20 protein-coding genes and 3 pseudogenes are annotated in these 24,827 nt (G+C 71.1%); 11 read left to right on the top strand and 12 right to left on the bottom strand.

Annotated elements, in window-relative coordinates:
• Positions 1-236: 236 nt before the first annotated feature.
• Complete coding sequence (locus tag OH809_RS08945) at positions 237-956, bottom strand: TetR/AcrR family transcriptional regulator (RefSeq protein ID WP_406422924.1); 720 nt, start codon at positions 954-956, stop codon at positions 237-239.
• A 111-nt stretch (positions 957-1,067) separates the two neighbouring features.
• Between OH809_RS08945 and OH809_RS08940 the strand changes: the two genes are divergently transcribed.
• The gene (locus tag OH809_RS08940) at positions 1,068-2,270 is read left to right on the top strand and encodes an FAD-dependent monooxygenase (RefSeq protein WP_406422925.1); all 1,203 of its coding nucleotides are present in this window, start codon (positions 1,068-1,070) and stop codon (positions 2,268-2,270) included.
• Positions 2,271-2,396: 126 nt separating this feature from the next.
• On the opposite strand, the gene OH809_RS08935 is transcribed toward OH809_RS08940, so the two are convergent.
• Both OH809_RS08935 and OH809_RS08930 read right to left on the bottom strand, forming a co-directional pair.
• Complete coding sequence (locus tag OH809_RS08935) at positions 2,397-2,765, bottom strand: nuclear transport factor 2 family protein (RefSeq protein ID WP_406422926.1); 369 nt, start codon at positions 2,763-2,765, stop codon at positions 2,397-2,399.
• A gap of 137 nt (positions 2,766-2,902) precedes the next feature.
• Positions 2,903-3,745 (bottom strand): alpha/beta fold hydrolase, encoded by an 843-nt coding sequence (locus tag OH809_RS08930; protein WP_406422927.1) that lies wholly within the window; start codon positions 3,743-3,745, stop codon positions 2,903-2,905.
• A 235-nt stretch (positions 3,746-3,980) separates the two neighbouring features.
• On the opposite strand from OH809_RS08930, the gene OH809_RS08925 reads away from it, so the two are divergent.
• Positions 3,981-4,883, top strand: a complete 903-nt coding sequence (locus OH809_RS08925) for a DUF2510 domain-containing protein (protein ID WP_406422928.1) — start codon at positions 3,981-3,983, stop codon at positions 4,881-4,883.
• 759 nt (positions 4,884-5,642) lie between these two features.
• Here OH809_RS08925 and OH809_RS08920 read toward each other — a convergent pair.
• Positions 5,643-6,521, bottom strand: coding sequence for a DMT family transporter (locus tag OH809_RS08920; RefSeq protein WP_406422929.1), 879 nt, complete (start codon positions 6,519-6,521; stop codon positions 5,643-5,645).
• Between the two features lie 130 nt (positions 6,522-6,651).
• On the opposite strand from OH809_RS08920, the gene OH809_RS08915 reads away from it, so the two are divergent.
• Positions 6,652-7,818, top strand: coding sequence for a winged helix DNA-binding domain-containing protein (locus tag OH809_RS08915; protein WP_406515015.1), 1,167 nt, complete (start codon positions 6,652-6,654; stop codon positions 7,816-7,818).
• Between the two features lie 95 nt (positions 7,819-7,913).
• Here the strand turns inward: OH809_RS08915 and OH809_RS08910 are convergent, their stop codons facing one another.
• Together OH809_RS08910 and OH809_RS08905 are read right to left on the bottom strand one after the other, a co-directional pair.
• On the bottom strand, positions 7,914-8,561 hold the full coding sequence (locus tag OH809_RS08910) for a LysE family translocator (RefSeq protein WP_406515014.1): 648 nt from the start codon (positions 8,559-8,561) through the stop codon (positions 7,914-7,916).
• Positions 8,562-8,645: 84 nt separating this feature from the next.
• Positions 8,646-9,488 (bottom strand): response regulator transcription factor, encoded by an 843-nt coding sequence (locus OH809_RS08905; protein WP_406422932.1) that lies wholly within the window; start codon positions 9,486-9,488, stop codon positions 8,646-8,648.
• A gap of 110 nt (positions 9,489-9,598) precedes the next feature.
• On the opposite strand from OH809_RS08905, the gene OH809_RS08900 reads away from it, so the two are divergent.
• Complete coding sequence (locus OH809_RS08900) at positions 9,599-11,275, top strand: AMP-binding protein (RefSeq protein ID WP_406515013.1); 1,677 nt, start codon at positions 9,599-9,601, stop codon at positions 11,273-11,275.
• Between the two features lie 15 nt (positions 11,276-11,290).
• Positions 11,291-11,458 (top strand): annotated as a pseudogene (locus OH809_RS08895) (group II intron maturase-specific domain-containing protein); the annotation flags it as partial.
• 107 nt (positions 11,459-11,565) lie between these two features.
• Here the strand turns inward: OH809_RS08895 and OH809_RS08890 are convergent.
• The 4 genes and pseudogenes from OH809_RS08890 to OH809_RS08875 all read right to left on the bottom strand — a co-directional run.
• Positions 11,566-11,661, bottom strand: a pseudogene (locus OH809_RS08890) (VOC family protein); the annotation flags it as partial.
• A gap of 2 nt (positions 11,662-11,663) precedes the next feature.
• Positions 11,664-11,756, bottom strand: a pseudogene (locus tag OH809_RS08885) (AraC family transcriptional regulator); the annotation flags it as partial.
• Positions 11,757-11,931: 175 nt separating this feature from the next.
• Positions 11,932-12,153 (bottom strand): hypothetical protein, encoded by a 222-nt coding sequence (locus OH809_RS08880; protein WP_406422934.1) that lies wholly within the window; start codon positions 12,151-12,153, stop codon positions 11,932-11,934.
• 124 nt (positions 12,154-12,277) lie between these two features.
• Positions 12,278-12,784, bottom strand: coding sequence for a GNAT family N-acetyltransferase (locus OH809_RS08875; protein ID WP_406422935.1), 507 nt, complete (start codon positions 12,782-12,784; stop codon positions 12,278-12,280).
• A gap of 360 nt (positions 12,785-13,144) precedes the next feature.
• Here OH809_RS08875 and OH809_RS08870 point away from each other — a divergent pair, with 360 nt between their 5' ends.
• Complete coding sequence (locus OH809_RS08870; protein WP_406422936.1) at positions 13,145-13,714, top strand: RICIN domain-containing protein; 570 nt, start codon at positions 13,145-13,147, stop codon at positions 13,712-13,714.
• Between the two features lie 368 nt (positions 13,715-14,082).
• On the top strand, positions 14,083-15,198 hold the full coding sequence (locus OH809_RS08865) for a PP2C family protein-serine/threonine phosphatase (RefSeq protein WP_406515012.1): 1,116 nt from the start codon (positions 14,083-14,085) through the stop codon (positions 15,196-15,198).
• Positions 15,199-15,266: 68 nt separating this feature from the next.
• On the opposite strand, the gene OH809_RS08860 is transcribed toward OH809_RS08865, so the two are convergent.
• Positions 15,267-17,948, bottom strand: a complete 2,682-nt coding sequence (locus tag OH809_RS08860) for a tetratricopeptide repeat protein (RefSeq protein ID WP_406515011.1) — start codon at positions 17,946-17,948, stop codon at positions 15,267-15,269.
• 442 nt (positions 17,949-18,390) lie between these two features.
• On the opposite strand from OH809_RS08860, the gene OH809_RS08855 reads away from it, so the two are divergent.
• The 4 genes from OH809_RS08855 to OH809_RS08840 all read left to right on the top strand — a co-directional run bounded on the left by OH809_RS08855 (position 18,391) and on the right by OH809_RS08840 (position 23,261).
• Complete coding sequence (locus OH809_RS08855) at positions 18,391-19,593, top strand: FAD/NAD(P)-binding oxidoreductase (protein ID WP_406515010.1); 1,203 nt, start codon at positions 18,391-18,393, stop codon at positions 19,591-19,593.
• Positions 19,594-19,810: 217 nt separating this feature from the next.
• Positions 19,811-21,238 (top strand): rhodanese-like domain-containing protein, encoded by a 1,428-nt coding sequence (locus tag OH809_RS08850; protein ID WP_406515009.1) that lies wholly within the window; start codon positions 19,811-19,813, stop codon positions 21,236-21,238.
• Positions 21,235-22,212: a TSUP family transporter gene (locus OH809_RS08845; protein WP_406515008.1), complete on the top strand. Its 978-nt coding sequence runs from the start codon at positions 21,235-21,237 to the stop codon at positions 22,210-22,212. The genes OH809_RS08850 and OH809_RS08845 overlap by 4 nt, the downstream gene beginning before the upstream one ends.
• Positions 22,213-22,478: 266 nt before the next feature.
• Positions 22,479-23,261, top strand: a complete 783-nt coding sequence (locus OH809_RS08840; protein WP_406422941.1) for a GntR family transcriptional regulator — start codon at positions 22,479-22,481, stop codon at positions 23,259-23,261.
• Positions 23,262-23,883: 622 nt separating this feature from the next.
• On the opposite strand, the gene OH809_RS08835 is transcribed toward OH809_RS08840, so the two are convergent.
• The gene (locus tag OH809_RS08835) at positions 23,884-24,597 is read right to left on the bottom strand and encodes a hypothetical protein (RefSeq protein ID WP_406425290.1); all 714 of its coding nucleotides are present in this window, start codon (positions 24,595-24,597) and stop codon (positions 23,884-23,886) included.
• Positions 24,598-24,827: the final 230 nt, after the last annotated feature.

Genomic DNA, 24,827 nt, shown 5'->3' with positions numbered 1-24,827 from the left:
GAGGTTAATTCCAGAAATCGCTCCGACGACCCCCGGACCCGCACTCGAGCTCCTCCGAGGCCGGACCGCGAGTTCGCTGACCTTGAAGTCACTGGTCCTGATGTGGCTGAGGACGGTGCGGAACGCGACGTGCCCGCCGGTGCAGGGCTCGGGGTCGCGGTGGTCGAAGACCGTATGGAAGACATCCGCCCGTCACGCCCCTGCTGTAGCTGTGTCGCTGCGGGCCCTCGCGTGGATCAGCTCCGGGCGCGCTCGGCGATCAGGACCTCCAGGCCGTCCAGGATGCGGTCAAGGCCGAACTCCAGGGCCTGGTCATGTCCCTGGGTTCCGGAGCGGACCGAGGGGGCCGTCGCCGCGGCCAGGTGCGGGTAGTCTGCGCCGTGGTCCCGCAGTACCGTGCCGAGCGCGGCCAGGAACTGGGCCTCCGGTGCGCTGGAGGGGGCGGCCGCGCGGCTCTGGAGCGCGATGCCCCGAACATGGCTGGTGAGCAGCACCACCGCGTCCATGCGCTCCGCCACCGTGAGCCCGGTGCCGTCCAGCGCGGAGAGGGCCCGCTCCATCCAGCCGAGTTCCTTCGGGCCCATCAGACGCGGGCCGACCGTCGCCTCCAGTAGCCAGGGGTGACGGCGGAGCATCTCGACCAGGCCGTGCGACCAGGCCGTCAGGCGCGTCCGCCAGTCACCCTCCCCGCCCTCCGGTGCGTCGTCCAGCGCCGTTTCCACCATGACGGCGATCAGTTCCGCCTTGCCGGGCAGGTATCGGTAGAGCGACATCTTCGTCTTTCCGAGCCGCTCCGCGACCCGCTGCATGGACACGGCTCCGAGGCCTTCCGCGTCCGCGATCTCGGTGCCGGTGCGGGCGATGCCGTCGAGGGTGAGTGCGGGCTTGGGTCCACGCCGGGGCTGTGGTCCGGGTCCCCAGAGCAGACGCATCAGGTTCGTCGGGTCGTCCGTCACCGCTATCTCCTTGCCAGGAACAGAAACTGTGTCTATCGTACACAACAAGAAACAGCGTCTGCGGGACGCAATTCATATGGATCGACGATCCCGGACACAGGAGCACCTGCCATGTCCCAGAAGGTTCTGATCTCCGGCGCGAGCATCGCGGGCCCCGCACTCGCCCATTGGCTCGGTGAGTACGGTTTCGACGTCGCCGTCGTCGAGATCGCCCCGGCCCTCCGTGAGGGCGGACAGGCCGTCGACTTCCGCGGCGGGACCCATCTGACCGTCCTGGAGCGCATGGGCATCCTGGACGAGCTCCGGCGGCTGGAGACCGGCGGCAGCCCCATGCGCTTCGTCGACGAGGCCGGCAGGCCCCGGCTCGAACTGCCCGCAGACTTCGCGGGCGGAGACATCGAGGTCCTGCGCGGTGACCTCGCCCGCGTCCTGTACGAGCACAGCCTGCCCCGCGCCCGGTACCTCTTCGGGGAGTCGATCGCCGCGCTGCACGAGGACGAGGACGTCGTGCGTGTCACCTTCCGCTCCGGCGCGACCCGCGCCTTCGACCTCGTCATCGGTGCCGACGGACTGCACTCCAACGTCAGGCGCCTCGCCTTCGGCCCCGAGGACGCGTACGTGCGCCACCTCGGCCACTACGCCGCCACCTGGAGCCTGCCCAACTACGCCGGCTTCGGCTTCGGCGAGGGCTCCATCGGCTGCAACACCCCGGGCCGCCTCGCCTCCGTCGGCACCGACAACCGCAACCCCGACACCGCTCGCGCCTTCTTCGTCTTCGCCGCCGACCGGCTGGACCACGACCGGCACGACCAGCAGGCGCAGAAGGCCCTCATCACGGAGGCGTTCGCCGGAATCGGCTGGGACGTGCCCCGGCTGCTCGCCACCCTGGAGGGCGCCGACGACCTGTACTTCGACTCCATCAGCCGCGTCGACGTGGACACCTGGTCCCGGGGCCGCGTCGCCCTCCTCGGTGACGCCGCCTGCGGGGCCACCATCGGCGGCATGGGCACCGGGACCGCGATCGTCGCCGCGTACGTGCTCGCGGGGGAACTGGCCGCCCACCGCGGCGACCACGCCGCCGCCTTCGCCCGCTACGAGAGCCTGCTGCGCACCTACGCGCAGGGCTGCCAGAAGAGCGGTGACCGGACCGGCCCCTTCCTCGCCCCCGGCTCCGCGTTCGCGCTGCGCATGCGCAACTGGATGCTCAGCCGCACGTTCGTCCTCAACTGGATGCTGGAAGAGGGGAGGAAGGTCACGAACATCGAACTGCCCGACTACCGGGCGCACCGGAAATCCGCGCCGACCGTCCGCTGAAGGGGCGGGTCATACGGCAGCGACACGCGGGCAACACGCTCCGCTCGTAAGGGTGTCCATGATGCGGGAAACGGTGTGACCGGGCTACGTCATTCCGCTACGTGTGCGCCACCCGCGCAGCGCCGGTCACGCTCCGGGGACCCGGTCCAGGAAGCCGCTGACCGAGGTGATGCGCCCGTCCTCGTCGAGGGTGACGACGTCGGACCCGGCGGCGGGCGCCGAGCCGTCGGCGGTGGAGACCAGGTCCCAGCTGAAGCGGACGATGTCGTGGTGTCCTTCGGGGGCGCCGGTCAGCTTGAACTCGAAGCCGGGGAACTGCTGATGGGCACCGCTGATCACGGCCACCAGCTCGTCGTGGCCCCGCACGGAGGCCAACGGGTCGGTGTACGTGGCGCCCTCGGTGAAGGCGGCGGCGACGGCCTTCGCCAGATCCTCGGGGGTGGCCGCGTTCCAGGCGGTGAAGTAGCGCTGAACGGCGTCCTCGTACGCGGTCATTGTGCTGTCCTCTCGGTCACGGTTCCGGCCCTGCGGCCGGGCTCCTGTGCGGCTCGTGAGGAACACGATGTCCGACGCGGGAAGAAGCGTCGATTACCTCCCGGGTCATGGCCGGACGCCCCGGCGGCGTGCGGCGCTCAGGACGCTGTCCGGCCCAGGAACCCCATGAGAATTGCGTTGAGTTCCTCTGCGTGCGTCCAGCCGATGTTGTGCGGGCCGCCCGGGATTTCGACGAGACGGCTGTTCTTGATCAGGCCGGGCAGCCGCCGCCCGCAGGATTCGATGGGCAGGATGCGGTCCTCGTCGCCCTGGACGATCAGCGTCTCCACGTCGATCTTGGGCAGGTCGTCGCGGAAGTCCGTCAGCCAGGCCGGCACGCAGGCCAGCGTGGCGTGGGCCGACGCACCGGCGGCCACCGTCCACTGGAGCTGCAGCGCCTGGTCACTGATCCGGGTGCCACCGAGCTTGTCGACGTTGTTGAAGTCGTGGAGGAAGGTCGTCAGATACGCGGGACGGTCCGAGGCGATGGCGCTCATGATGCCGTCGAAGACGCTCTGGTCGACCCCCTCGGGGTTGTCCCCGGTCTTCAGGAGGAACGGCGGGATCGGGGCGATCAGTGCCGCCCGGTCGACCCGCGCGGATCCGTAATTGCCCAGGTAACGGACGACCTCGCCGGTGCCCATGGAGAACCCGACCAGGATGGTGTTCTGCAGGTCGAGCTTCTCCATGACGGCGTTGAGATCCGTGGCGAGAGTGTCGTAGTCGTACCCCGTGGTGGGCTGCGAGGAGCGGCCGAAGCCGCGCCGGTCGTACGTGATCACCCGGTACCCCGCGCGCAACAGGACCGGGAGCTGCTTCTCCCAGGATGCGCCGCTCAGCGGGAACCCGTGGATCAGGACGACGGGCTGCCCCATCCCGTGGTCCTCGTAGTACAGATGGATGCCGGCGGAGTTCTCCTCGCCAACGGTGATGTACGGCATGTCTCTCCCATCGCACGGCCCGGTCCCGTCGTGGTCCGGGTTCCTGGGGCCTCTCTTCGGAGCGTGCCCGGCTCGCCGGGGCCTGCCTGCACTCCTTAGGCCGCAGCCTGATCCGAAAAGAGAGGTCCTAGCCCATTACGCCCCCATTCGGTGGTCCGCGCACTACCGGCGGCCCTGAGCGGGTTCCTCGCACAGGTTCATGGGATTTTCACGGAGCGCCTCTACGGTGGACGTTGTGACCGAGATGAGCCCTCCCGGCTGGCATACGGACCCCGGGTATACAGGAACAGGCCCTGTCCAGGAACGCTGGTGGGACGGGAGTCAGTGGACGGATCAGCTCCGGATGCCGCCCGCGGCCGTCCGGCGCCGTCGGATCCGGATCGGCGTCGGCGTCACCGCGGGCGTGGTGGTGCTGGCCGCGATCGCGGGTGGCGCCATCCTGCTGACTGATGGATCCCACAGTTCCGAGAGCACCTCCCGCGGTGCCGTGTCGCCCGCGCCGAGTTCCCCCGGGGGACAGAACGGCCAGGGGGGTCCCGGTGGTCCCGGTGGCCCCGGTGGACGGAGTCCGGCGCCCGACCAGCAGCAACCGCCGTCCGAGGAGGGGTATGCCACGGACGCCAGCAGTGGTATCAGCCTGCCGGTGCCCGACGGCTGGACCGGCCGGTCGGCCCTGATCGGCGCCTCGGTGAGCACGGGATCCTACACATGCCCGGCCGACGCCTCACAGAAGTGCGAGCGCGGAGGGGCGTTCGCCGCCCCGGCCCAGGCGCTGAAGATCACGGCGAAGACGGCGGAGGCGGCGGCGAAGGCGGACATCTCCGTCAACGCCAAGTCGTCGTACGGCGGCAAGGCCTACGGTGCCATCACCTCGCACGAGCAGCTCAAGTCCGAGGCGGTCACCGTTGCGGGCCGCAAGGGCTATCTGGTGCGCTGGAAAGTGGTCACGAAGGAGGGCGACGACGGCTACGTCCAGTCGCTGGCCTTTGCCTCCCCGCGCTCCGCGGACATGCTGGTTGTCGTACGGTCCGGCTTCGACGTCAGCCCCAAGGCGCCCGCACTCTCGGTGATGGACGAGATCACCAAGGGGATCAAGGCGGCGGCCTCGACAGGCTCGGGATCCGGGCAGACCGCCTGAAGTGACTCGGCAGGAACCGGCCCGCGGGATTCCTTCCCCGGGCCGGTTCCGCGCGTCGGGCAAGCGTCGCAGGGGCCGGCGGCCGTATGCGGGATGCCGTCATGGCACCCCGCTGTCCATGTCACCTCCATGCGCTGATGGACCGCATATACACCGTTCCTGGGCAGTGAGCAGGAGTGAGTCCCGGCTCACCGGTACGCCCCGAACGGTCTTGGGCGCACTGGTCCTCCGCTTTCGCGTCCCGGTCGGCGACGCATATCCCGTATGCGGTCCGTCCCGGGCGGGCGGAATTCCTACGACCTGGCCATGTGGGTGTGGCCGGAGGCGACGGGGAGGCCCCGAACCATCTCGCTGGTGACACGGGGGCCCCGACTGCTGACGCCACACCCGGCGTCCCAGATCGCACCGAATACGTTACGCACACCCCGCCGGGCATACCCGCAGCTCGTCGCGCCGTTCACCCAATCATGCCCATGTTCGCCAAAACGATGTGCCTGCTCAGCAGTTGTGAACCCCTGGGCGGGTGAGGCCGGATGAGCGTCGTCCGGGACCATCCGGAACTCACACTCTCCCTGTCGTGCAGGACTCAGTGGGCTCTCCGCCGAACAGGTGAGTACGGAGCAGGGCCACGCCACCACCGCGTGCACTGTCTGTCATCTCTTCGGCCCGATCGCCGTCGTGCTGTTCGCCGGCCACCCCGACTTCGACCTGGCCGGCCACCGGAACCCGGACGCCCGACCCCGGGGCCCGGTACGGGCGTCACGTCACGCGGGTGCCGCGCCGCGGCGGTACGGCGCTCCCGGACGCCAGCGGCGAGCGGGACAGTTCGATACAGCCCCGCGCGATGAGAACGATCGCGACCAGCTCCGGCAGCAGCCACCAGCCCGTGCGCAGCTCCTCGCCGAACAGCGTCACCCCGTACAGGACGCTGATCAGCGCGTCGCCCAGTGTCAGCATCGGCTGGACGGCGACCAGGGTGCCCGCCTGGAGCGCGTTCTGAAGGAGGAACAGCGCACCCACCCCGGCGGCGGCGGTGGCGTACAGCTGCCAGGACGTCATGAGCGCGGTCACCCCGTCGTCACCGAGCCGCCCCATGGCGTCCTTCATCAGCGCGGCGGTGAGCGAGTACCCACACGCGGCGGCGAGCCCGAGCAGCGCCGCCCGGGGGTTCCCGCGGGTGCTCATCGCGCCGGTGATCAGCGCGGCCTCGAAGATCCCTGTCAGGATCAACGCCGGGACCCAGGCCGCGCCCTGCACCGACGTGCTGCCGCCGCCCGGAGCGGCGGAGGCCATGCCGAGGGCCAGCCCGACGGTCACGGCAGCCACGCCGTACCAGACTCCGCCCGGTACCCGGACCCGAATCACGAACCCGGCCAGCAGCAGCGCCGCCGGGAGTTCGATGACGAAGATCGGCTGGACCACCGCGATCGGCCCGGTGGCCAGCGCGACGGCCTGGCAGACGGCGGCGACGATCACCAGCCCGATTCCGGCCAGCCACACCTTCTGGCGCAGCAGATGGCCGATCAGCGACAGGTGCATCGCCTTCGTGTCGGGTACGGCGAGGGCTGCACGGCGTTGCAGTACGGACGCGGCGCCGTTGCTGAGCGCGGTCAGGATGGCGAACAGGACGCTGATCACCCGTCCATGATGCGGGCGGCCCGCGCGCAATCCGGGGTCCTTCCGCCCTGCGGTGCGGCGGCCGCGGGAAGGAACGAGACGATGCGATTGCGGACGGGAGTTGTCCGCATATCCGCGTACCGTGCCGTTCATGCCCGCGAAGACGAACCCCGCCGCACGAGCCGCATCCGCCCAGCCCCCGCGGCTCACGCCCCGCGCACTGGGCCGGGCCACCCTGGAGCGCCAACTGCTCCTGCGCCGGACCCCGATGTCCGCGAAGGAAGCCGTCGGGCATCTCGTCGGGTTGCAGGCGCAGAACAGCAAGCCGCCGTACTACCAGCTCTTCGCCCGGCTTGAAGGCTTCGACCCGGCCGAGCTCTCCGCGCTGATGGGGTCCCGCGAGGTGGTCCGCATCGTCACCCTCCGCTCCACCATTCACACCCACACCGCCGACGACGCGCTGACCCTGCGTCCGCTGGTCCAGCCGGCCCGCAGCCGGGAGCTGAAGATGTTCCGGCAGGGGCTCGGCGGGGTGGACCTGGACCGGCTCGCGGCGATCGGCAGAGAGCTCGTCGAGGAGCGCCCGCGCACCCCGAAGGAACTCCGCGAGGCACTGCTCGCGCAGTGGCCGGACGCCGACCCGCAGGCCCTGACCTTGGCCGTCCGCTGCACCCTGCCCCTGGTCCAGGTCACCCCGCGCGGGCTCTGGGGACGGAGCGGACAGGTCGCGCTGACCACCGTCGAGCACTGGCTCGGCCGGCCGTCGGAGCCGACACCCGCACCCGACGCAACCGTGCTGCGCTACCTCGGCGCCTTCGGACCCGCCTCCGTGAAGGACATGCAGATGTGGGCCGGACTGACCCGGCTGCGGGAGGTCTTCGAGCGGCTGCGGCCGCGGCTGATCACCTTCCGCGACGAGCACGGCGTGGAACTCTTCGACCTGCCGGACGCCCCGCGCCCCGACCCGGACACCCCCGCCCCGCCGCGCTTCCTGCCCGAGTTCGACAACGTCCTGCTCGGCCATGCGGACCGCACGCGTGTCATCCCGCCGCAGTTCAAAGGACGCAACGGGAACGGCAATCAGGCGTACGGCGCCGTGCTCGTCGACGGCTTCCTCGCGGCGATCTGGCGGTTCGGCGCGCCCGGGCAGAAACCCGGCGGCGAGGGGACCGTCACCGTGCAGGCGCTGGGCAGGCTGAGCCCGGCGGAGCGCGAAGCCGTCACGGAGGAGGGGCTGCGGATGCTCGCCACGATGGGACCCACGGACCCGGCCGCACACGACATCCGGTTCGCCCCCTTCGTCGACTTCGGGGACTGACCGGGATCGGGGCTCAGAGGCTGTCGGGCTACCTTCGATCGGGAAGCGTGCGTGCCAGGGCACGACCGCCCGATCAGAGGTGGACCGACAGCCTCTCAGTCGGCACGGCCCGTCGCCGCCACCGTCACGCCCAGACCGATCATCGCGAAGCCACCCGCCCCGCCGATCATCGACAGCCGCCTGTCCGACCGGGCGAACCAGCTCCGGGCCGCCGACGCGCCGAGCCCCCACAGCGTGTCCGTCACCAGCCCGATCGCGATCGGCACCAGCCCCAACAGCAGCATCTGCACCGGGAGATGGCCGGTCGACGGGTCCACGAACTGGGGGAGTACCGCGGCGAAGAAGACGATGCCCTTGGGGTTGGTGACGCCGACGACCACACCGTCCACCACCGTCCGCAGATCACCGCGCGCGGGCCGCTCCGGCGACGCCTCGACAGCCCCCAGCCTCAGCTCCTTGCGGTGCCGGAACGCCTGCATGCCCAGGAGGACCAGATACGCCGCACCCGCCAGCTTCACCGCCACGAAGACCATCACCGAGCGTTCGACCAGCGAACCGATGCCCAGCGCGACCGCCACCACCAGGACGTACGAACCGGCGACATTGCCCAGTACCGTGGCCAGCGCGGTGCGGCGGCCGTGGGCCAGCGCCCGGCCGATCACGAAGAGGACGCTCGGCCCCGGGATCACGATCACCAGCAGGGACATCGCCGCGAAGGCAAGATATTGATGCGTGGACACCATGTCCGTCACCCCCTGGCCCCGACCGTACGGCAGAGACCCCGGCGGACGTCAGGCGCGCGACCGAGGCGGACGACCGGCGCGCACCTACGGCAACAGCCCCGCCCGGCGCGCCGCCACGACCGCTTCCAGCCGGGTGTGCGCCCCCAGCTTCCGCATCGCCGCGCGCAGATACCCCTTCACCGTCTCCGGCCGCAGCCCCAGCCGGTCGGCCGCTACCGCGTTCGTCGCGCCCGCGGCCACACAGGCGAGGACATCGATCTCGCGCGGCGCCAGCTGCACCCCGCGGGCGCTCGGTACCGGTGTCCCGGACGCCGAGGCCAGCCGCCCGCACACCGAGAGGAGTTCCTCGCGAAGCGCCGGGTCGGTCACCCTCGGGACCAGCGCGCGCAGCTCGCGGTGCGCCTCGCGGACGTCCTCCCAAGCACCCGGCGCCGCCCGCGGGTCCGTCACCTGGTCCCGGGTGAACGCAAGGACCTGCTGCACCTCGTCGTGCACGGCGAGCGCCTGTTCCACGTCGCGGGCCGCCGCGACGGCCGCGTCGAACGTACGGTCCCCGAGGGTGAGGGGCTCGCGCAGCGCCCCGTACAACACGCCCCGTACCTTGCGGCGTACGACGACGGGCACCGCGACCACCGAGCGCAGCCCCTCCGCGGCGACCGCGGTGTCGTACTCGTGGCTGATGTGCCGCGACGACGGGTAGTCGGTCACCGCGCACGGCCGGGACAGGGCGATCGACTTGCCGCCGAGTCCGCTGCCCGCGGTGATGACAAGGCCGCGCAGCGCCGTGGTCTGCGCCCCGTTGAGCTCCGCGATCCTGGCGTGACGCGCATCCGACAGCAGTCCGCCGAACGCCACGGGCAGCCCGCTCGTCCGGCGCAACCGCAGCAGGGCCGCTTGCATCTCGACCGCTTCGACCGGTTCCGGCACGCTGTCGCCTCTCTGCCCCGCCTGCGGTACCCCCGTTCGGGGGTGGTGAGAGCTGGGCCACTGTTTACATGATGTTAAGGGGCCGGTCCGGTCCGCAATAAGGAGGGCATATGTCGGCAACCAGCGCGACGGAAACGTTCCGGGCCGCCCGGGACTTTCTGCTGCAGCATCGCGAGGACTACGCGACGGCGTACGAGGGCTTCCGCTGGCCCCGGGCCGGCCATTTCAACTGGGCGCTGGACTGGTTCGACGTCATCGCGGAGAACAACGACCGCACCGCCCTGCACATCGTGGAGGAGGACGGCCGCCGCACCGAGGTGTCCTTCGCCGCGATGTCCGCCCGCTCCAACCGGGCCGCGAACTGGCTCCGCGCCCAAGGGGTACGCGCCGGCGACCGGATCCTCGTCATGCTCGGCAACCAGGTCGAACTGTGGGAGACGGCCCTCGCCGCGATGAAGCTGCGCGCCGTCGTCATCCCCGCCACCCCGCTCCTCGGCCCCGTCGACCTGCGCGACCGGGTGGAGCGCGGCCGGGTCCGGCATGTGATCGTGCGGGACGCCGACGCCGCCAAGTTCGACGAGGTGCCCGGCGACTACACCCGGATCGCCGTCGGCGAGGACGTACCGGGCTGGCTTTCCTACACCGGCGCCGACGAGCTGCCGGAGAGCCTCGAGACGGACGGGGAGACCGACGCCGACGAGCCACTGATGCTGTACTTCACCTCCGGCACGACCGCCCGCCCCAAGCTGGTCGAGCACACCCATGTCTCCTACCCCGTGGGTCACTTGTCGACGATGTACTGGATCGGTCTCAAGCCCGGGGACGTCCACCTCAACATCTCGTCGCCGGGCTGGGCCAAGCACGCCTGGTCGAACCTCTTCGCGCCGTGGAGCGCCGAGGCGACCGTCTTCATCTTCAACTACACCCGGTTCGACGCGGGCCGCCTGATGGCCGAAATGGACCGCTCGGGCGTCACCAGCTTCTGTGCCCCGCCCACCGTCTGGCGGATGCTGATCCAAGCCGACCTCTCCCAGCTGAACACCCCACCGCGCGAGGTCGTCGCCGCCGGAGAGCCACTGAACCCCGAGGTCATCGAGACGGTCCGGCGCGAGTGGGGCGTCACGATCCGGGACGGCTTCGGTCAGACCGAGACCGCCGTCCAGGTCGCCAACACCCCCGGCCAGGTACTGAAGGCCGGTTCGATGGGACGGCCCTGTCCCGGCTTCAGGGTCGAGCTCCTCGACCCGGTCACCGGTGAGCCCGGTGCGACCGAGGGCGAGATCTCCCTCGACCTGTCGTACCGCCCGGTCGGCCTGATGACCGGCTACCACGGCGACCCGGACCGTACCGCCGAGGCGATGGCCGACGGCTACTACCGCACCGGCGACATCGGCTCGCGCGACGAGGACGGCTACATCACCTATGTCGGCCGTGCCGACGACGTGTTCAAGGCGTCCGACTACAAGATCTCGCCGTTCGAGCTGGAGAGCGCGCTGCTGGAGCACGAGGCGGTCGCCGAGGCCGCGGTCGTGCCCGCCCCCGACCCGGTCCGGCTTGCCGTCCCGAAGGCGTACGTCGTCCTGGCGGAGGGCTGGGAGCCCGGCCCGGACACGGCGAAGGTTCTGTTCGCGCACTCGCGGGCGGTCCTCGCCCCATACAAGCGGATTCGCCGACTGGAGTTCGCCGAGCTGCCGAAGACCGTCTCCGGAAAGATCCGCCGGATCGAGCTGCGCGAGCGCACGGCCCAGGGCGCCGGCACCGAATACGACGAGGGGGACCTGCGATGACCGGACGGACCGGGAGTGCCGCGCCCTGCGGCCCTGCGGCGGATCCGGGAACGGCTCGCCACTGAGGTGCTGGCCCTGCGAGGGGCCAACACCGACGCGGTGATCGCCAAGCTCAATCCGATCATCAAGGGCTGGGCTGCCTACTACCGGATCGGGGTGTCCAAGCGGGCGTTCAACTCGCTGGACGCCTACGTGTGGAGACTGGTCCACAAGTGGGACAGGTTCTCATGGCACCGGCACCGTAGCCCCGATCCAGCTCTGGCTTCGCTCGTCAACCGCAGGCGCAGCCCTCAGGCCTTCGGCTGGGTGAAGCGGATGCTGTTGCCGAAGGGGTCGCGGAGGCCGCAGTCGATGCCGTACGGGCGCTCGGTGGGTTCCTCGGTGAACGGGCCGGTACGTCCAGCGGCTGCGCGTACGCACGGTCCATCGCGTCCCGTGCCCGGAGCATGCGGCGGTTGGTCTCTTCGGCGGCGCGGCTCACGCCGCCATCACACCACGATCCTGCGCCGTCCGTGGCATATCCGGTGACCGATCCTCTGCGCCCCCCAGCGCAAGGTGGTGCACCATGGCTGACGTGTGCGTATAAGACCGGCCGGCAATTGGGGGGCGGCGTCCTCGGACGGGAACTCGCTCGGCCCCGAGGTCCCGGGGCGCGGTCAGGCGGCTTCGATGATGTCGCCGGCAGCGCGGCGGGTCGCCGCCGCCCACTCGATGAGCAGTACCTCGTACGCCGCGGACTCCACGGACGACCAGTCCTGCCCGGCTCGCGCGTCCACCAGCGCACGGATCGCCTCGTTCGCCTCGACGGCGGACGGGTGCGTCGGCTGGGCGGCGTGCAGCGGGTCGGAAGAGGGGGAGTGCCGTGGAATTAAGACCATGGGCGCCATCTTACGGCCGCCCACTGACACAGCCCGAACAATTGTGGCCCCAGGGGCGAACGTGACCGATTGCACTCGCTGTCGCCGACCGGTTCCGCTCCGGGGCCAGGGGGGTGACGCCCGGTCAGAGTTCGCGTCGCATGCAGACCCTCGGCCAGCGGTCCAGGCCGTGTTCCGCCTCCTCCGCCCTGATCTTCCGCAGCCCGTCGGTGAGTTCGGCCTCCGCGAGCGTACGGAAGCCGAGGCGCGTGTAGTACGGCGCGTTCCACGGGACATGGGAGAACGTCGTCAGGGTGAGGGCGGCGAGCCGCCGGTCGCCCGCCCAGCCGGCCAGGTGGTCGATGAGCGCGCGGCCCACGCCGCGCCGGGCGGAGGACGGATGGACCGAGACCTGCTCGACATGGGCCGCGCCGTCGACCTCGTCGGCGATCAGATAGCCGACGGGGCGGTCGTCGGATTCGATGGCCACCCAGGCGCGGCCGGCCCTGCGGTAGTCGTCCAGCAGGTCGAGGGGTGGCGGGTCGTCGTCCGAGACGGCGGACATGCCGAGGGTGCGGAACGGTTCGCCGGCGGCGCGTTCGATGTCCTGGAGCAGCGGGAGATCGGAGCGGCGTGCGGGACGGATACGCATGCCGCCAGTATGGCGTCGGCGGCCGGTTCGGAAGCGGGCGACGGACATCAGGATCAGGGAATCCGGAAGACCGGGGCCTCGTGGTGAAGCCGGAGCCGGGGATTGGGCTCGCCCTCGCGCGGCCCGGTTCCGTCGTGGACGGGCCGGACCGCATTGGGCTCCTTGGCGGGCGGTCAAGCACAGCAAACGCCCGCCAAGGGTGATGCTGCTGGTACTGAGGGGGCGTGCGGAGGCGTGTGTCGATTCCCGCGCGACCCCAATGTCATCTGTAGCGCATGCAGTTGATTCGCTACCTTCTGTAGTGAGCTGATCGCGCACGGCGACATTGGGGTTGGCGTGTGCGGCAGCGGGATCGGAGAAATGAACGTGAATACTTGCAAGCGGTGGGCTGTGGGCCTGGGGGCCGTCGCGATCAGTGCCGCGCTGATGTCGGGCTCATTCAGCCCGGCCGTCGCCAGCGACTCCGCGGGGGCAGCCCCACGCTCCGTCGTCGCCAAGCAGCTGACCCTGAGACTGGCCGCCGCTCCGGGCCAGGTCGCCAACGTACAGGGAGCGGCCCAGGGCAACGGCGTTCCGATCATCCAGTACCCGTGGGCCGGTGCGGCCAACGAGCGCTGGGAAGCGAATGCGGTCGGGGGCGCCTACTACCGGTTCAAGTCCGTCAGCAGCGGCAAATGCCTCAACGTCAACGGCGGCGGTAACGGCAATGGGGCCCCGGTCATCCAGTACACCTGCAGCAACTCCGACAACGCACTGTGGAGGCTCGTGCCCCAGGGCATCGGTTACCAGATCGTCGTCAAGTCCAGCAACAAGTGCCTCAACGTCGCGGGGGGAGTAGGCGCCGGACGCCCCCTCATCCAGTACGACTGCACAGCCCAGGGTGCGACCAACGATGTCTGGCTGCCCGTCTGGGAACCCAACAACCTCTGAGTCCTCGCGGGAGCCCGTGGGGCAGGCGTTGAGGCGTTGACACCGTGTGGCTGGGTTCTCTTTCGAGGGACCCAGCCATGTTCGCTCGTGGGCAGCGGAGGACGGACAGCGCGAAGATCTGGCACGCCGCTGGTCGCACGGATCGATCCGTCGGGCGGCCGGCGGGGCGACGCGGGCGACCGCGTACCGGCTACCTCTGTGACGTGTCTGCCAGGCTGCCGATGCGGCTCTCCCAGCCCTCGCCGGCAGTCGCCGGGGGCCAACCGTGTGACCTGCCCAGCTCCACGGGAAGAGGAGTGCCGCTGCCTCGGCTTGCCGTGCCTATCGTGAAAAGACACACCAGCGGCTGGCGTCGAGGCGGGGCAGACGTGACGGAACCGGAGATCGATTACGCAGCGGTGTTCCAGGCACTGCCCGGTGCGGTGGCGCTGCTGACCCCGCAGCTGGTCTACGCGGACGTCAACGAAGAGTTTTTGCGCGTGTTGGGCCGCACCCGCAGCCAAGTCACCGGTCGCTACTTGCGCGACGATTTTGCCCACAGCCCGAACGACCCCGGCGTGGCCGTGGTGCGCAACATCGAGGCGTCTCTACGTCGGGTGACGGAAACCGGTGAGCGCGACACCATGGAGGTGCAGCGCTACGACATGGAGGATCCCGACCGGCCCGGGGTGCGGGACGAGCGATACTTGACCATGATCAACATTCCCGTCTTCGGTTCGGACGGGCGGGTGGCGCTGCTGATGCACCGCGTGGAGGACGTCACCGAACTCATCCGCGCCCGCGTAGTCGCGCTGAGCCTGCAAGAGGCGATGCTGCCCGCTCTCCGCCCGGTCGGGCGCCACCCGGCGGCCGCACGCTACCGGCCCGCCGTCGACGCGCTGGACGTGTGCGGTGACTGGTACGACCTGGTCGAACTGCCGGGCGATCGCATCGCGGTCGCCGTCGGCGACGTCGTCGGCCACGGCCTGCCTGCGGCCCAGGTCATGGGGCAATTGCGCAGCGCGCTCAGCGCCGCCTCCCGTGTCACCCAAGGCCCCGCCCGTGCTCTGGAGGCCCTCGGGCTGTACGCCCGCTCGGTCGACGGCGCCGAGAACACCACCGTGGCCAGCACGTTCATTGACTGGAACACCCACACCATCACCTACAGCAGCGCGGGCCACCCTCCGCCGGCCCTCCTGCACACGGACGGAACCGTCGAGTTCCTGGACCAGGCCACCGCCCCCCCGCTCGGCGCCCGCCCCGAACCCGCCCCCCGGCCCCAGGCCACCGCGCCCTTCACCGAGGGGTCCGTCCTCGTGCTGTACACCGACGGCCTGATCGAGCGCCGCCGCGAAGACATCGACACCGGTCTCGCACGGCTCGCCCGCTCCCTGGCCCGCCACCGGACAGCCGACCCCGAAACCCTCGCGGACGCACTGCTGGCCGACCTGCTTCCGCTCGGCGGCGTCACCGACGACACCGCCCTGGTCATCGTGCAGCTTTGACCCGGCCGCCGTGTCCGCAGCAGCGCGCTTCAGCTGCCTTGATGATTCCTCTTCGTGGCCGCCGGCTGTCAGTCCTCGTCCGGGATGGCCTGGGCACCGTTCCGTCCAGGCATCCGGACGAAAGCCGGGTTGGTCGAGATCGCTGAAGACTCCATGCGGTCGGCCTCATCGGACGCGCCGTCGGCGCGCAGCGCCCGGATCAGGTCATGTACGACCACCGCCTGGTTCCAGTCGTACGCTCCGCCCTGATAGATGGCCAGTGCGGCCTCCAGGTCGCAGCGTGCTTCGTCCAGCTGACCCAGTTCGCGGTGGGCGACACCTCGCAGGTGCCTGGCCATGGCCTCCGCGTACGCGTCGCCGGCCCGCCGGGTCACCTCGATCGCCTCGGTGAGGGGTGCCAGTGCCTCGCCCGGTCGGCCCTGCCTCAGGTGCAGCAGGCCGACGTCCCGCTGGGTGTGGGCGTACCACATGTCGTCCCCGAGCTGCCGGAACAGGCCGAGGGCCGCCTGTGCCGAGACCCAGGCGTCGTCGAACCGTTCCATGCCGGCGTACACACGGATCCGCGCGTTGTCGATGCGGCCGATCCACTGCCGCTCGCCCATCGGGCCCAGGATGTCCTCGGCCTTGTCGTAGGCCTCCAGCGCGTCCTGGCGGCGGGCGAGCAGCCGGTAGATCTTGCCCAGCGCGTACTGGCTCCGCGCTTCCCAGACCCTGTCATTCAGGACGCCGAAGTCACGGATCGCCTGCTCCAGGAGCGGAGCGGCCTCCTCGGGCCTGCGCAGGTATCCGAGCGTCTCGGCCAGGGTGCGCCGAAGGCGCGCCTGCGCCCGCCTGTCCCCGAACTCCTCGGCCAGCCGCAGTGCCTCCCGCTGGCTCTCCTCCGCCTTCTCGGGCTGCCCGCGCCACCGCTGGAACTCGCCCAGCTTCTCCAGAGAGGCCTGGACGTGCCACAGGTCGTTCTCCGCGCGCAGTTCCCCCACGGCCGTGGTCATGTGGTCCAGGGCTGCCGGATAGTCGCTCTTGGCCGCGTAGGCGCGCGCGACGACCATCCGGTCCCGTGCCGTCAGCGTGACGGCGGGATCCGGGGATCCGCCCGGGAGGAACAGCTCCAGGGCCGCGTCCGGCAGTTGGTTCCCCAGGGCGACCACGGCGCGGCCGCGACGCAGGCTCCGGACCACCCGGGTCCGCTGCTCTGCCCTCTCGTCGAAGAGATACCGGGCGGAGTCCGGGGACAGGTTCACGTCGTCGAGAAAGTACGTCAGGCCCTCGGCGATCTCCGCTCCCTCGGGCTCCATGCCCAGGCGACGGGCGCGGGCGATCGCCCACTGGATGCGTTCGCTCTCCTCCGCTACCCAGGAGCCGGCTGTCCTGCGCTCCAGGTCTCCCGCCCGCTGGCCGGATGCTTCGGCACCGAGTTCCGGGGCCCGGCCCGCCGCCAGGTAGACGACGGCTTCTCGGTAGGCACCGATCAGACGCTGCTCGGTGCTGCGGCGCTCCTCCGGGGGCAGGCCTTCATACTGCTCCCGGGCGAAGACGCGCACCAGGTCGTGGAGGCCGTAGGAGGGCTCCGCGTCGTCGCTCCGGTGGGCCTCCAGCAGGCCTACGCCGACGAGTTCGTCGCACACCCCTCCCGCCGTCGCCGGAGTCGGCAGGCTCCCCCTGACATGCCAGTCGGTCAGCGTACCCACGGGAAGGTAGGACATCAGCCCGAACGCCTGCCGCGCGCTCTCCGGCAGGTCCCGGTAGATGAGGGAGAGACATGCCTGGAGGCTGTCGTTCTCGTAGACCAGCTCGTGCAGCCGCGCGTGTTCGTCCGCGAGCCTCGCTCGCATCCGTCGGAGCGTCAGGTCCCCCCGTGCGCTGATCTTCCCGCCGACGATGCGCAGCGCCAGCGGAAGCCGGTCGCAGAACTGCACGATGTCCAGGGCCGCGGCGGGTTCCGCGGCGACGCGTTCCCGGCCCGCGTGGGCGCAAAGGATCTCCAACGCCTGGTCCTCCGCGGGGAGTTCCACCTTCAGCGGGTGGCGCCTGGTGATGTTCCCCGCCGACAGGTTCCTCCTGCTCGTCACGAGTACCGAGCAGCCGGCCCCCACAGGAAGAAGCGGCTGGATCTGTTCCGTGCTGTGCGCGTTGTCGAGCACGATCAGCAGGCGCATGGCGTTCGTGAGGCTGCGGAAGCGGGTGGCGCGGTCGTCGACGCTGCGGGGGATGTCCTCCTGCGCCGTCCCCAGGTTCCGGAGGAACACCTCCAGGACCTCCGCGCTGTCGCGCGGCGTGGCGGTGCCGCCTCTCAGGTCGACGTACAGCTGACCGTCGGGGTAGTGCTCCTTGACGCGGTGCGCCGCGTGCAGGGCGAGGGCCGTCTTCCCGGTACCGGCCGCGCCGTGGACGACGGTCACGGCACACTGCCCGGCAGACGGGTCCGCGGGCAATGTGCCACTCATCGGGGCCGGCACGTCCCGGAGCCGCTCGATGAGGCTGTTGCTGAGCGCCTCCCGCCCCACCAGTAAGTGTTCCGGGGGGAGTTGGTGGCGCTCTTCAAGCCCGGCCCGTACCGACACGGCCAGGTCGTCCGCCGAGTGGCGGTACAGGAACACGGTCAGGCCGGCCACGACCACGGCGGCGCCCACGAAGGCGCCGAGCGCCCACTCGTCCTTCAGCTCACTGAAGATCAGGTCCCCGGTCATCCCGCCGACGGCCGCGACCGCCGTGGCACTCCCGAGCAGGAGCCGCTTGCGATGGGTCTGCACCTGAACCGACACCCTGTCCCCCCGGAGTCAATGTGGGCGGATGATGGCACGAATCAGCCGCCCGTGACGTGCGAAGGCATTGAATCGAGACACTCAGTCCACGCGGTCCCACCCGAGCCACAATGGCGCGATGGGGGGTGCGCGTCCTCGGCTGAGGCCGGGGACCGCCGGGGAGCCCGTCGTCGGCGGCGCGGGCGGCCACCACCGAATCCGCGCTCCTTCCCCAGTCGGCCCTGTGCCGGCGCTCCCGGCGGTCCGGGAGTCGTGCCGCCGTGCCCTCCGCCCACTCCGGCCGCGCGGGGGATGGGGGCGGGGGACTCGGCCGCAACACAAAGCGAAATGTACGTACAACAGAAGTGGGATTTCAGCAGGTGTCTTGCGCATCAGAACCGCGCGGCCTAACGTAAATGTACGTACATTAACCTAGTGTGGGAGGGTTCTCTTGGCGACCAAGCAGCACCACCGGACCGTGATCATCGGCGGCGGGACCGCGGGTATCTCGGTCGCGGCTCGGCTTCGCCGTGCCGGTGAACAGGACGTCGCAGTACTCGATCCGAGCCTTTACCACCACTATCAACCGTTATGGACGCTGGTCGGCGGCGGACGAGCGCCGTTGAAGGAGAGCATCCGCCCGCAGGAGTCCGTCATACCGAAGGGCGTGCGGTGGATCCGCCGCGCCGCGGTGGCCGTCGACCCCGAGGGCCAGGAGGTGAAGCTGGACGACGGCGGCACTGTCTCCTACGACCACCTCGTGGTCTGTCCCGGCATCCAGCTGGACTGGGACCGCGTGCCCGGCCTGGAGGCCGGGCTCGGCAAGGACGGCCTGTCCAGCAACTACCTGCCGCGTACCGCCCCCGCGACCTGGCGCTTCATCCGCGAGACCCGCTCGGGCAGCGCGGTGTTCAGCATGCCGACGGGCGCCATCAAGTGCGGCGGCGCCCCGCAGAAGATCGCCTATCTCGCCGCCGACTTCTGGCGCGGGCAGGGCGTCCTCGGCAAGATCGACGTTCACCTCGTGATCCCCGGTGCCGCCATCTTCGCCGTTCCGGAGTTCGCGCGCGTGCTTGACGACGTGGTCCGCCGGTACGGCATCAACGTCCACTACGGCAGCGAGGTCACCGAAGTGCGGCCCGAGGCCCGCGAAGTGGTCGTCACCGACCTGGGCACCGGGGGCAGGACGACCCTGCCGTACGACATGGCCCACCTCGTACCGCCGCAGAGCGCCCCGGACTGGATCAAGCGCAGCCCGCTCGCCGGCGCCGACGACCCGGCCGGCTACGTCGAGATCGACAAGCACACGATGCGGCACGTCAGGTACCCCAACGTCTGGGCCCTCGGTGACGCCGGATCGTCCCCGAACTCCAAGACTGGCGCGGCCGTGCGCAAGCAGGCGCCCGTGGTCGTCGAGAACCTCCTCGCCACGATGAACGGCCGGGAACCCACGGCCACCTACAACGGCTACTCCTCGTGCCCGCTGACCACGGCCCGCAACAAGATGCTGCTCGCCGAGTTCGACTACAGCGGGCAGCCCACCCCGTCGATCCCGGTGATCGACACCATCCGCGAGCGCACCGACATGTGGTACCTCAAGCGGCGCGGCCTGCCGTTCCTCTACTGGAGCCTCATGCTCCGCGGGCTCGCCTGATCGGACGCCCGAAGGCCGCAAACGGTCCGACCGCCGCACCTGCCGGGCCCGGCAGGTCGTACCCGCGGCCCAGCCCCGGCGACCACCGCCGCCCTGCGCCCGGCCACCTTGCCGTCGTGGCGTCGCACCCGTGACGAGCGGCCGCACCGACACGCCATTCGCACCCCGGGCCCCACGCCCCCGGCGCGCAACCACCGTTCATCCTCAGGAGCCCGTCATGACGAACCCCACCGGACCGCTGGTCTTCGTGCAGTTCTACCTTGACTGCCTTTCCCACGCCTCGTACCTCGTCGGCGACCGCACCACCGGCCGGGCCGTCGTGGTCGACCCCCAGCGCGACGTCAACGACTACATTGCCACCGCCGAGCGTCACAGCCTGACCATCGAGCGGGTCATCGAGACCCACATCCACGCGGACTTCCTCTCCGGTCACCTGGAGTTGGCCGAGCGCACCGGCGCCCGCATCTCCTACGGCTCCGCCGGCACGCTCGACTTCGACACCGATCCCCTGGACGACGGCGAGCACCTCAGCCTCGGCGAGGTCGACCTGGAGATCCTGCACACCCCGGGCCACACCCTCGAGTCGATCTGCGTCGTCGTACGCGAACACGCCGGCGACGCCATTCCCTACGGGGTTCTCACCGGCGACACGCTGTTCATCGGCGACGTCGGCCGTCCCGACTTGCTCAGCGCCCGGGGCTGTTCCGCCGAGGAGATGGCCCGTGCCCTGTACCACTCCACCCGCGAGCGCCTGCTCACCCTCCCCGACGACACGCGCGTCTACCCGGCGCACGGAGCCGGCTCGGCCTGCGGCAAGAACCTCTCGACCGAGCTGAGCTGCACGATCGGCATCCAGCGCCGTAGCAACTACGCCCTGGCCGACATGACCGAGGACGAGTTCGTCTCCGTCGTGAACGAAGGCCAGCCTGCCGCGCCCGCCTACTTCGCCTTCACATCCGTGCGCAACCGCCAGGCCCGTCCGGTCCTGGACGAGGACACCCCCATCCCCTCCCTCACCCCGGACGCCTTCCTCGAGGCCCGGGCGGGCGGCGCCACCATCCTGGACACGCGGGACCCGGAGTCGTTCGCCTCCGCCCACGTGTCTGGCGCGGTCAACGTACCCCTCGGCGGCCGGTTCGCCGAGCTCGTCGGCGAGGTGCTCGACGCCCGGGACGGCATCATCCTGTGCGGGGATCCGGCCACCGCGCGCGAGGCCCGCAACCGTCTCGCCCGCATCGGCTTCGACCGGGTCCTCGGCGCCCTGACCACCGGGGTCGACGCCGTCGGCGCCGAATACCTGACCGCCGCCGTGCGTGTGGAGGCCGCCGCCCTCGCCGGCCAGCTCGCCGAGGGCGCGGACGGCTTCGAGCTGGTGGACGTGCGCGGCCTGGGCGAGGTGCGCGACAACGGCACCATCCCCGGCGCCCGCCTCATTCCGCTGCCCGAACTGGTCGCCCGCCTGAGCGAACTGCCGACCGATCAGCCGCTGACCGTGTTCTGCGCCAGCGGCAACCGCTCATCGGTGGCCGCGTCCGTGCTGCGCGCCCGCGGCTTCGACACCACCGACCTGCGCGGCGGCTTCTCCGCATGGCACGGCGAGGTCGCGCACCCCGCAGACACGGCCCCGGGTGGCGTCCCGGCGTGAGCGTCCTGATCCTCGCCCTGCTCTGCGGAGCCGTGGTCGGCCTGGCCCTCGGCGCGCTCGGCGGCGGCGGGGGCGTGCTCGCGGTCCCGGCCCTGGTATACCTCCTGGGCGTCGCACCCGCCGACGCCGGGACCACCAGCCTGGTCGTCGTCACCGCCACCTCCGTCACCGCCCTCGCCCGCCACGCCGGCACCGGCAACATCCGCTGGCGCACCGGCGCGCTGTTCGCCGCGGCCGGCGTGGCACCCGCCATCGGAGCGTCCGTGCTCGTGCACCGTATCCCGCAGGCCGTGCTGACCACCGCGTTCGCCGTCCTGGCCGCGCTCGCCGCCGCGGCGATGCTGCGCGGTACCCGCACGGCGCACCGCACCCGCCAGATCGCCGCAGCCGCGACGGCCGCCCCGAAAGCCACCGCACCCGGGTCGGCCGTGACGGCCGTCGTATCCCGCTCCGGCCGACCCGGGAGCACGGAGGCGACCGCCGCCCGGGCGGCGCCCCGACCGGCCGGCGGGACGACCGCGGCCGCGGACGGCGGGGGCGGCCCCGTTGCGAAAGACGCAGGCGGCGGTGACGACGCCGACATCCCCGGGGGGCCCGCCAGCAGGGACGGGCACCTGCGCACCGCCGCGGCCGGGGCCGGCCTGGGCGCTGTGACCGGGCTGCTGGGAGTCGGCGGCGGCTTCCTCGCCGTACCCGCCCTGGTGTCCGTGCTCCGCCTGCCGATGCGGATGGCCGTCGGCACCAGCCTCGTAGTCATCCTCATCAACTCGGTCGTGTCCCTCACCACCCGCCTGGCGGCAGAGGGCACCTCCCTCGACCTCGCGATCTTCGGCCCGTTCGTGGGCGCCGCCATCCTCGGCGCCTGGGACGGCAAGCGGCTGGCATCCAAGCTGTCCAGCACCGCGCTGCAGCGGGCCTTCGCCGCCCTGCTACTCGCGATGGCCCCGTTCATGCTGATCGACGTCTTCCTCTGATGGCTCCCGGACTGCCGCCGCCTGCACGGATCGGCTGCCGCCGGGGCCGGCGGGGCCTGCGAACCCGTCGCGGGACCGCCGGCGTCCGGCGACCGAGCGGCGGTCACGGGCGCCGATCACGTCGGGTCGCCGCACCTCCGGCCCAGGGCCGGCGCACCCTCGGTCGAGGAGCCGGCGGGCCCAGGTTTGCACTGTCTTCCCGAATGTACGAACATTTACCCTGCGTCCGCACAAGCCGTCCGACCCCGAACCCCAGGAGGGCGCCGGTGACCTCCCAACCCGCCCCCCGTCCCCTCACCCGATCCGCGGGCAAGCCGCTATGGGCACAGCTGCGCGCCGACCTGCTGCGCCGTCTCGGAGACGGCGAATTCCGCGACGTCTTCCCCGGCGAGCATGACCTCGTCGCCGAGTACCAGGTCAGCCGGCACACGGTCCGTGAGGCTCTGCGCCAGCTTCGCGCGGAGGGCCTCGTCACCGCCCAGCGCGGCAGGGTCTCCCGGTTCACCGCGAACCGCCCGCTGGAGCAGAAGGTCGGTGAAGCGTACAGCCTCTTCCGCTCCGTCGAGGAGGTCGGCGCCGTCCAGCGCAGCGTCATACGTGTGCTCGACCAGCGCGCCGACGGCGTCATCGCCACCCGTCTGGGACTTGAGGAGTCCACACCGCTCGTCTACCTCGAACGCCTCCGCCTCGCCGACGAGGAGCCGCTCGCCGTCGACCGTGTCTGGCTTCCCGCGGACGTCGCCCGCCCGCTCCTGGACGTCGACTTCACCCGCACCGCGCTCTATGACGAGCTCGAACGCCACTGCGGCACCCGCATCTGCGGCGGCTGGGAGTGCATCCGGGCCGTCGTGCCCGGCCGCGGAGAGCGCACCCTACTCGACTGTCCCGAGTCCACCGCACTGTTCGCGATCGACCGGCTCGGTCACGACACCAACCAGCGCCCGGTCGAGTGGCGGCAGACGCTCGTCCGCGCGGATCGCTTCGCCGTCGCCGCCGCGTTCTCCGCCGACGACGGCTACCGGCTGGGCGCTCCGATCCGCACGCCCTGACCCGGGACCGTCCTTCGGGGCCGGATGGCCGCCCCGGCTGCTGCACCGCCCCTCCCTTGAGCGGTGCCGGTGGCGGGCGGGGTGCAGGGCGTCGAGGACAGCCCGGCCGATGTTGCCGACGAGGTCGGCGGGTCCCGTCGGGGGCAGGATCGCGGTCGCGGTGGTCACGGTGTCGCCGGCGGTGGTCTGCAGGAGTGAAGCTGATGCGGTCCATGTCCAGGCCGGGCCGGGTGCAGGCGGTGTCGGAAGCGGCACGGATCAGGGCCTGGTAGGTGGTGAGCAGGGCGTAGACATCCTGGTCGAGGCCGGTCAGACAGCGGGAGCGCAGGACACGGCCGTCCAGCATGGTTGCCTTGATCGGGAAGTACGTCGTCTCCGACTGCCACCGCTCGTGGTAGAGATCCACGAGCTGTTCACGTGGGCGGCGTTGGGCCCGTTCCGGGAGTTGGCGTGGGCCGGCGAACGGTATGCCCCCACAGAACGCCCGCTGCCCCCGTCGACCGTCAGCGAGGTGCTGGGCGGCAAGCGCCTGCCGCGGCTCGACCTGCTGCTCGCGCTCGGCACCGCACCCGGTCGCCGCGGCCCCGTCCTTCGGGCGGACGGCGATACTTTGCGGACATCCTCAGGCCCCGGTGGAGAGCAGCTCGTCCGCCGGACTGTTCACCGGCTGCGGGGTCCCGGTGAGGTCCATCACGAAGAGCGGGATACCGAGCCCGTCGGCGCGCGCCCTGGCGTCCTGCGCATACCCCGCCAGCGAGAAGAAGACGCTGGTCACCGATGTGTTGAGGGCGTTCAGCCAGAGACATTCGATGTCGCGCAGGGTGCTCGGCCGGGTGGTCGAGTCGACCTGGGCGATCAGTCCGGCGGCGCGCAGATCGATCCGGGACGAGGGCCGCTCCGCCGGCATGACGACATCGCGGTAGCCCAGCCACTGCAGATACATCGCGGCGGCGGTGACCGCGTCGCGGCCGGTGCGGATCGTCATCGGCCGGAACGACGGGCGGGGCGCGGGCGCCGTACGCGGCAGCGGGATGTGGGACGGCCGGACCCCGTCCGCCGGGCCGGCGTCGGCCGCCGTGACCGGTCTGACCGGGATCCGCAGCACCGTCCCGCACGGGCAGCACAGCTCCGGCTGCGGCCACTGGTCGTGGCGCCCGCAGGCGCGGCAGCGCACGGTCACCCAGTCGTCGTTCCAGGTGCGGTGCGTGATCGGCTCGGGCGCGGCGGCGCGCAGTATCGGGGCGGCGGTGGGGGACCCGCACGGGCACGGGTAGACCGGTGTGAGGTACGCGTGCTCGCGGCGGCAGGCCGGGCATCGTACCGGCACGGACTCCACCATGGCCTCCCTCCGGCACCGCTGCCGCCTCCGGTGCCTGTCTTCGGGCGCGCCGGCGCTCCGTGGCCGTCACCGTCCGACCGCGCCCCGTGCCCCGTGCCCTCATGCTCCACCACGAGTGGGGCGCGGGGGAGTGACTTGGAGGATTCGCGTCTCTTCCGGCACCGCGTGGCAGCGGCCCGGCGCCCTCTCTTGACGGCCGACGGGCCGCCGCTTAGATTACTTCCGTA

This window comes from Streptomyces sp. NBC_00873, assembly GCF_045207415.1.
Taxonomy (GTDB): Bacteria; Actinomycetota; Actinomycetes; order Streptomycetales; family Streptomycetaceae; genus Streptomyces.
Note: the sequence above shows the minus strand (reverse complement) of the source record. Positions and strands in the feature narration are given on the sequence as shown.

Bases quoted from the DNA above. Each gene is read 5' to 3' on its own strand.
- OH809_RS08880 (WP_406422934.1), bottom strand. From the start codon at position 12,153: ATGGTCTTAATTCCACGGCACTCCCCCTCTTCCGACCCGCTGCACGCC.
- OH809_RS08910 (WP_406515014.1), bottom strand. From the start codon at position 8,561: ATGGTGTCCACGCATCAATATCTTGCCTTCGCGGCGATGTCCCTGCTG.
- OH809_RS08940 (WP_406422925.1), top strand. From the start codon at position 1,068: ATGTCCCAGAAGGTTCTGATCTCCGGCGCGAGCATCGCGGGCCCCGCA.
- OH809_RS08850 (WP_406515009.1), top strand. From the start codon at position 19,811: ATGACGAACCCCACCGGACCGCTGGTCTTCGTGCAGTTCTACCTTGAC.
- OH809_RS08935 (WP_406422926.1), bottom strand. From the start codon at position 2,765: ATGACCGCGTACGAGGACGCCGTTCAGCGCTACTTCACCGCCTGGAAC.
- OH809_RS08900 (WP_406515013.1), top strand. From the start codon at position 9,599: ATGTCGGCAACCAGCGCGACGGAAACGTTCCGGGCCGCCCGGGACTTT.
- OH809_RS08870 (WP_406422936.1), top strand. From the start codon at position 13,145: ATGAACGTGAATACTTGCAAGCGGTGGGCTGTGGGCCTGGGGGCCGTC.
- OH809_RS08930 (WP_406422927.1), bottom strand. From the start codon at position 3,745: ATGCCGTACATCACCGTTGGCGAGGAGAACTCCGCCGGCATCCATCTG.
- OH809_RS08875 (WP_406422935.1), bottom strand. From the start codon at position 12,784: ATGCGTATCCGTCCCGCACGCCGCTCCGATCTCCCGCTGCTCCAGGAC.
- OH809_RS08915 (WP_406515015.1), top strand. From the start codon at position 6,652: ATGCCCGCGAAGACGAACCCCGCCGCACGAGCCGCATCCGCCCAGCCC.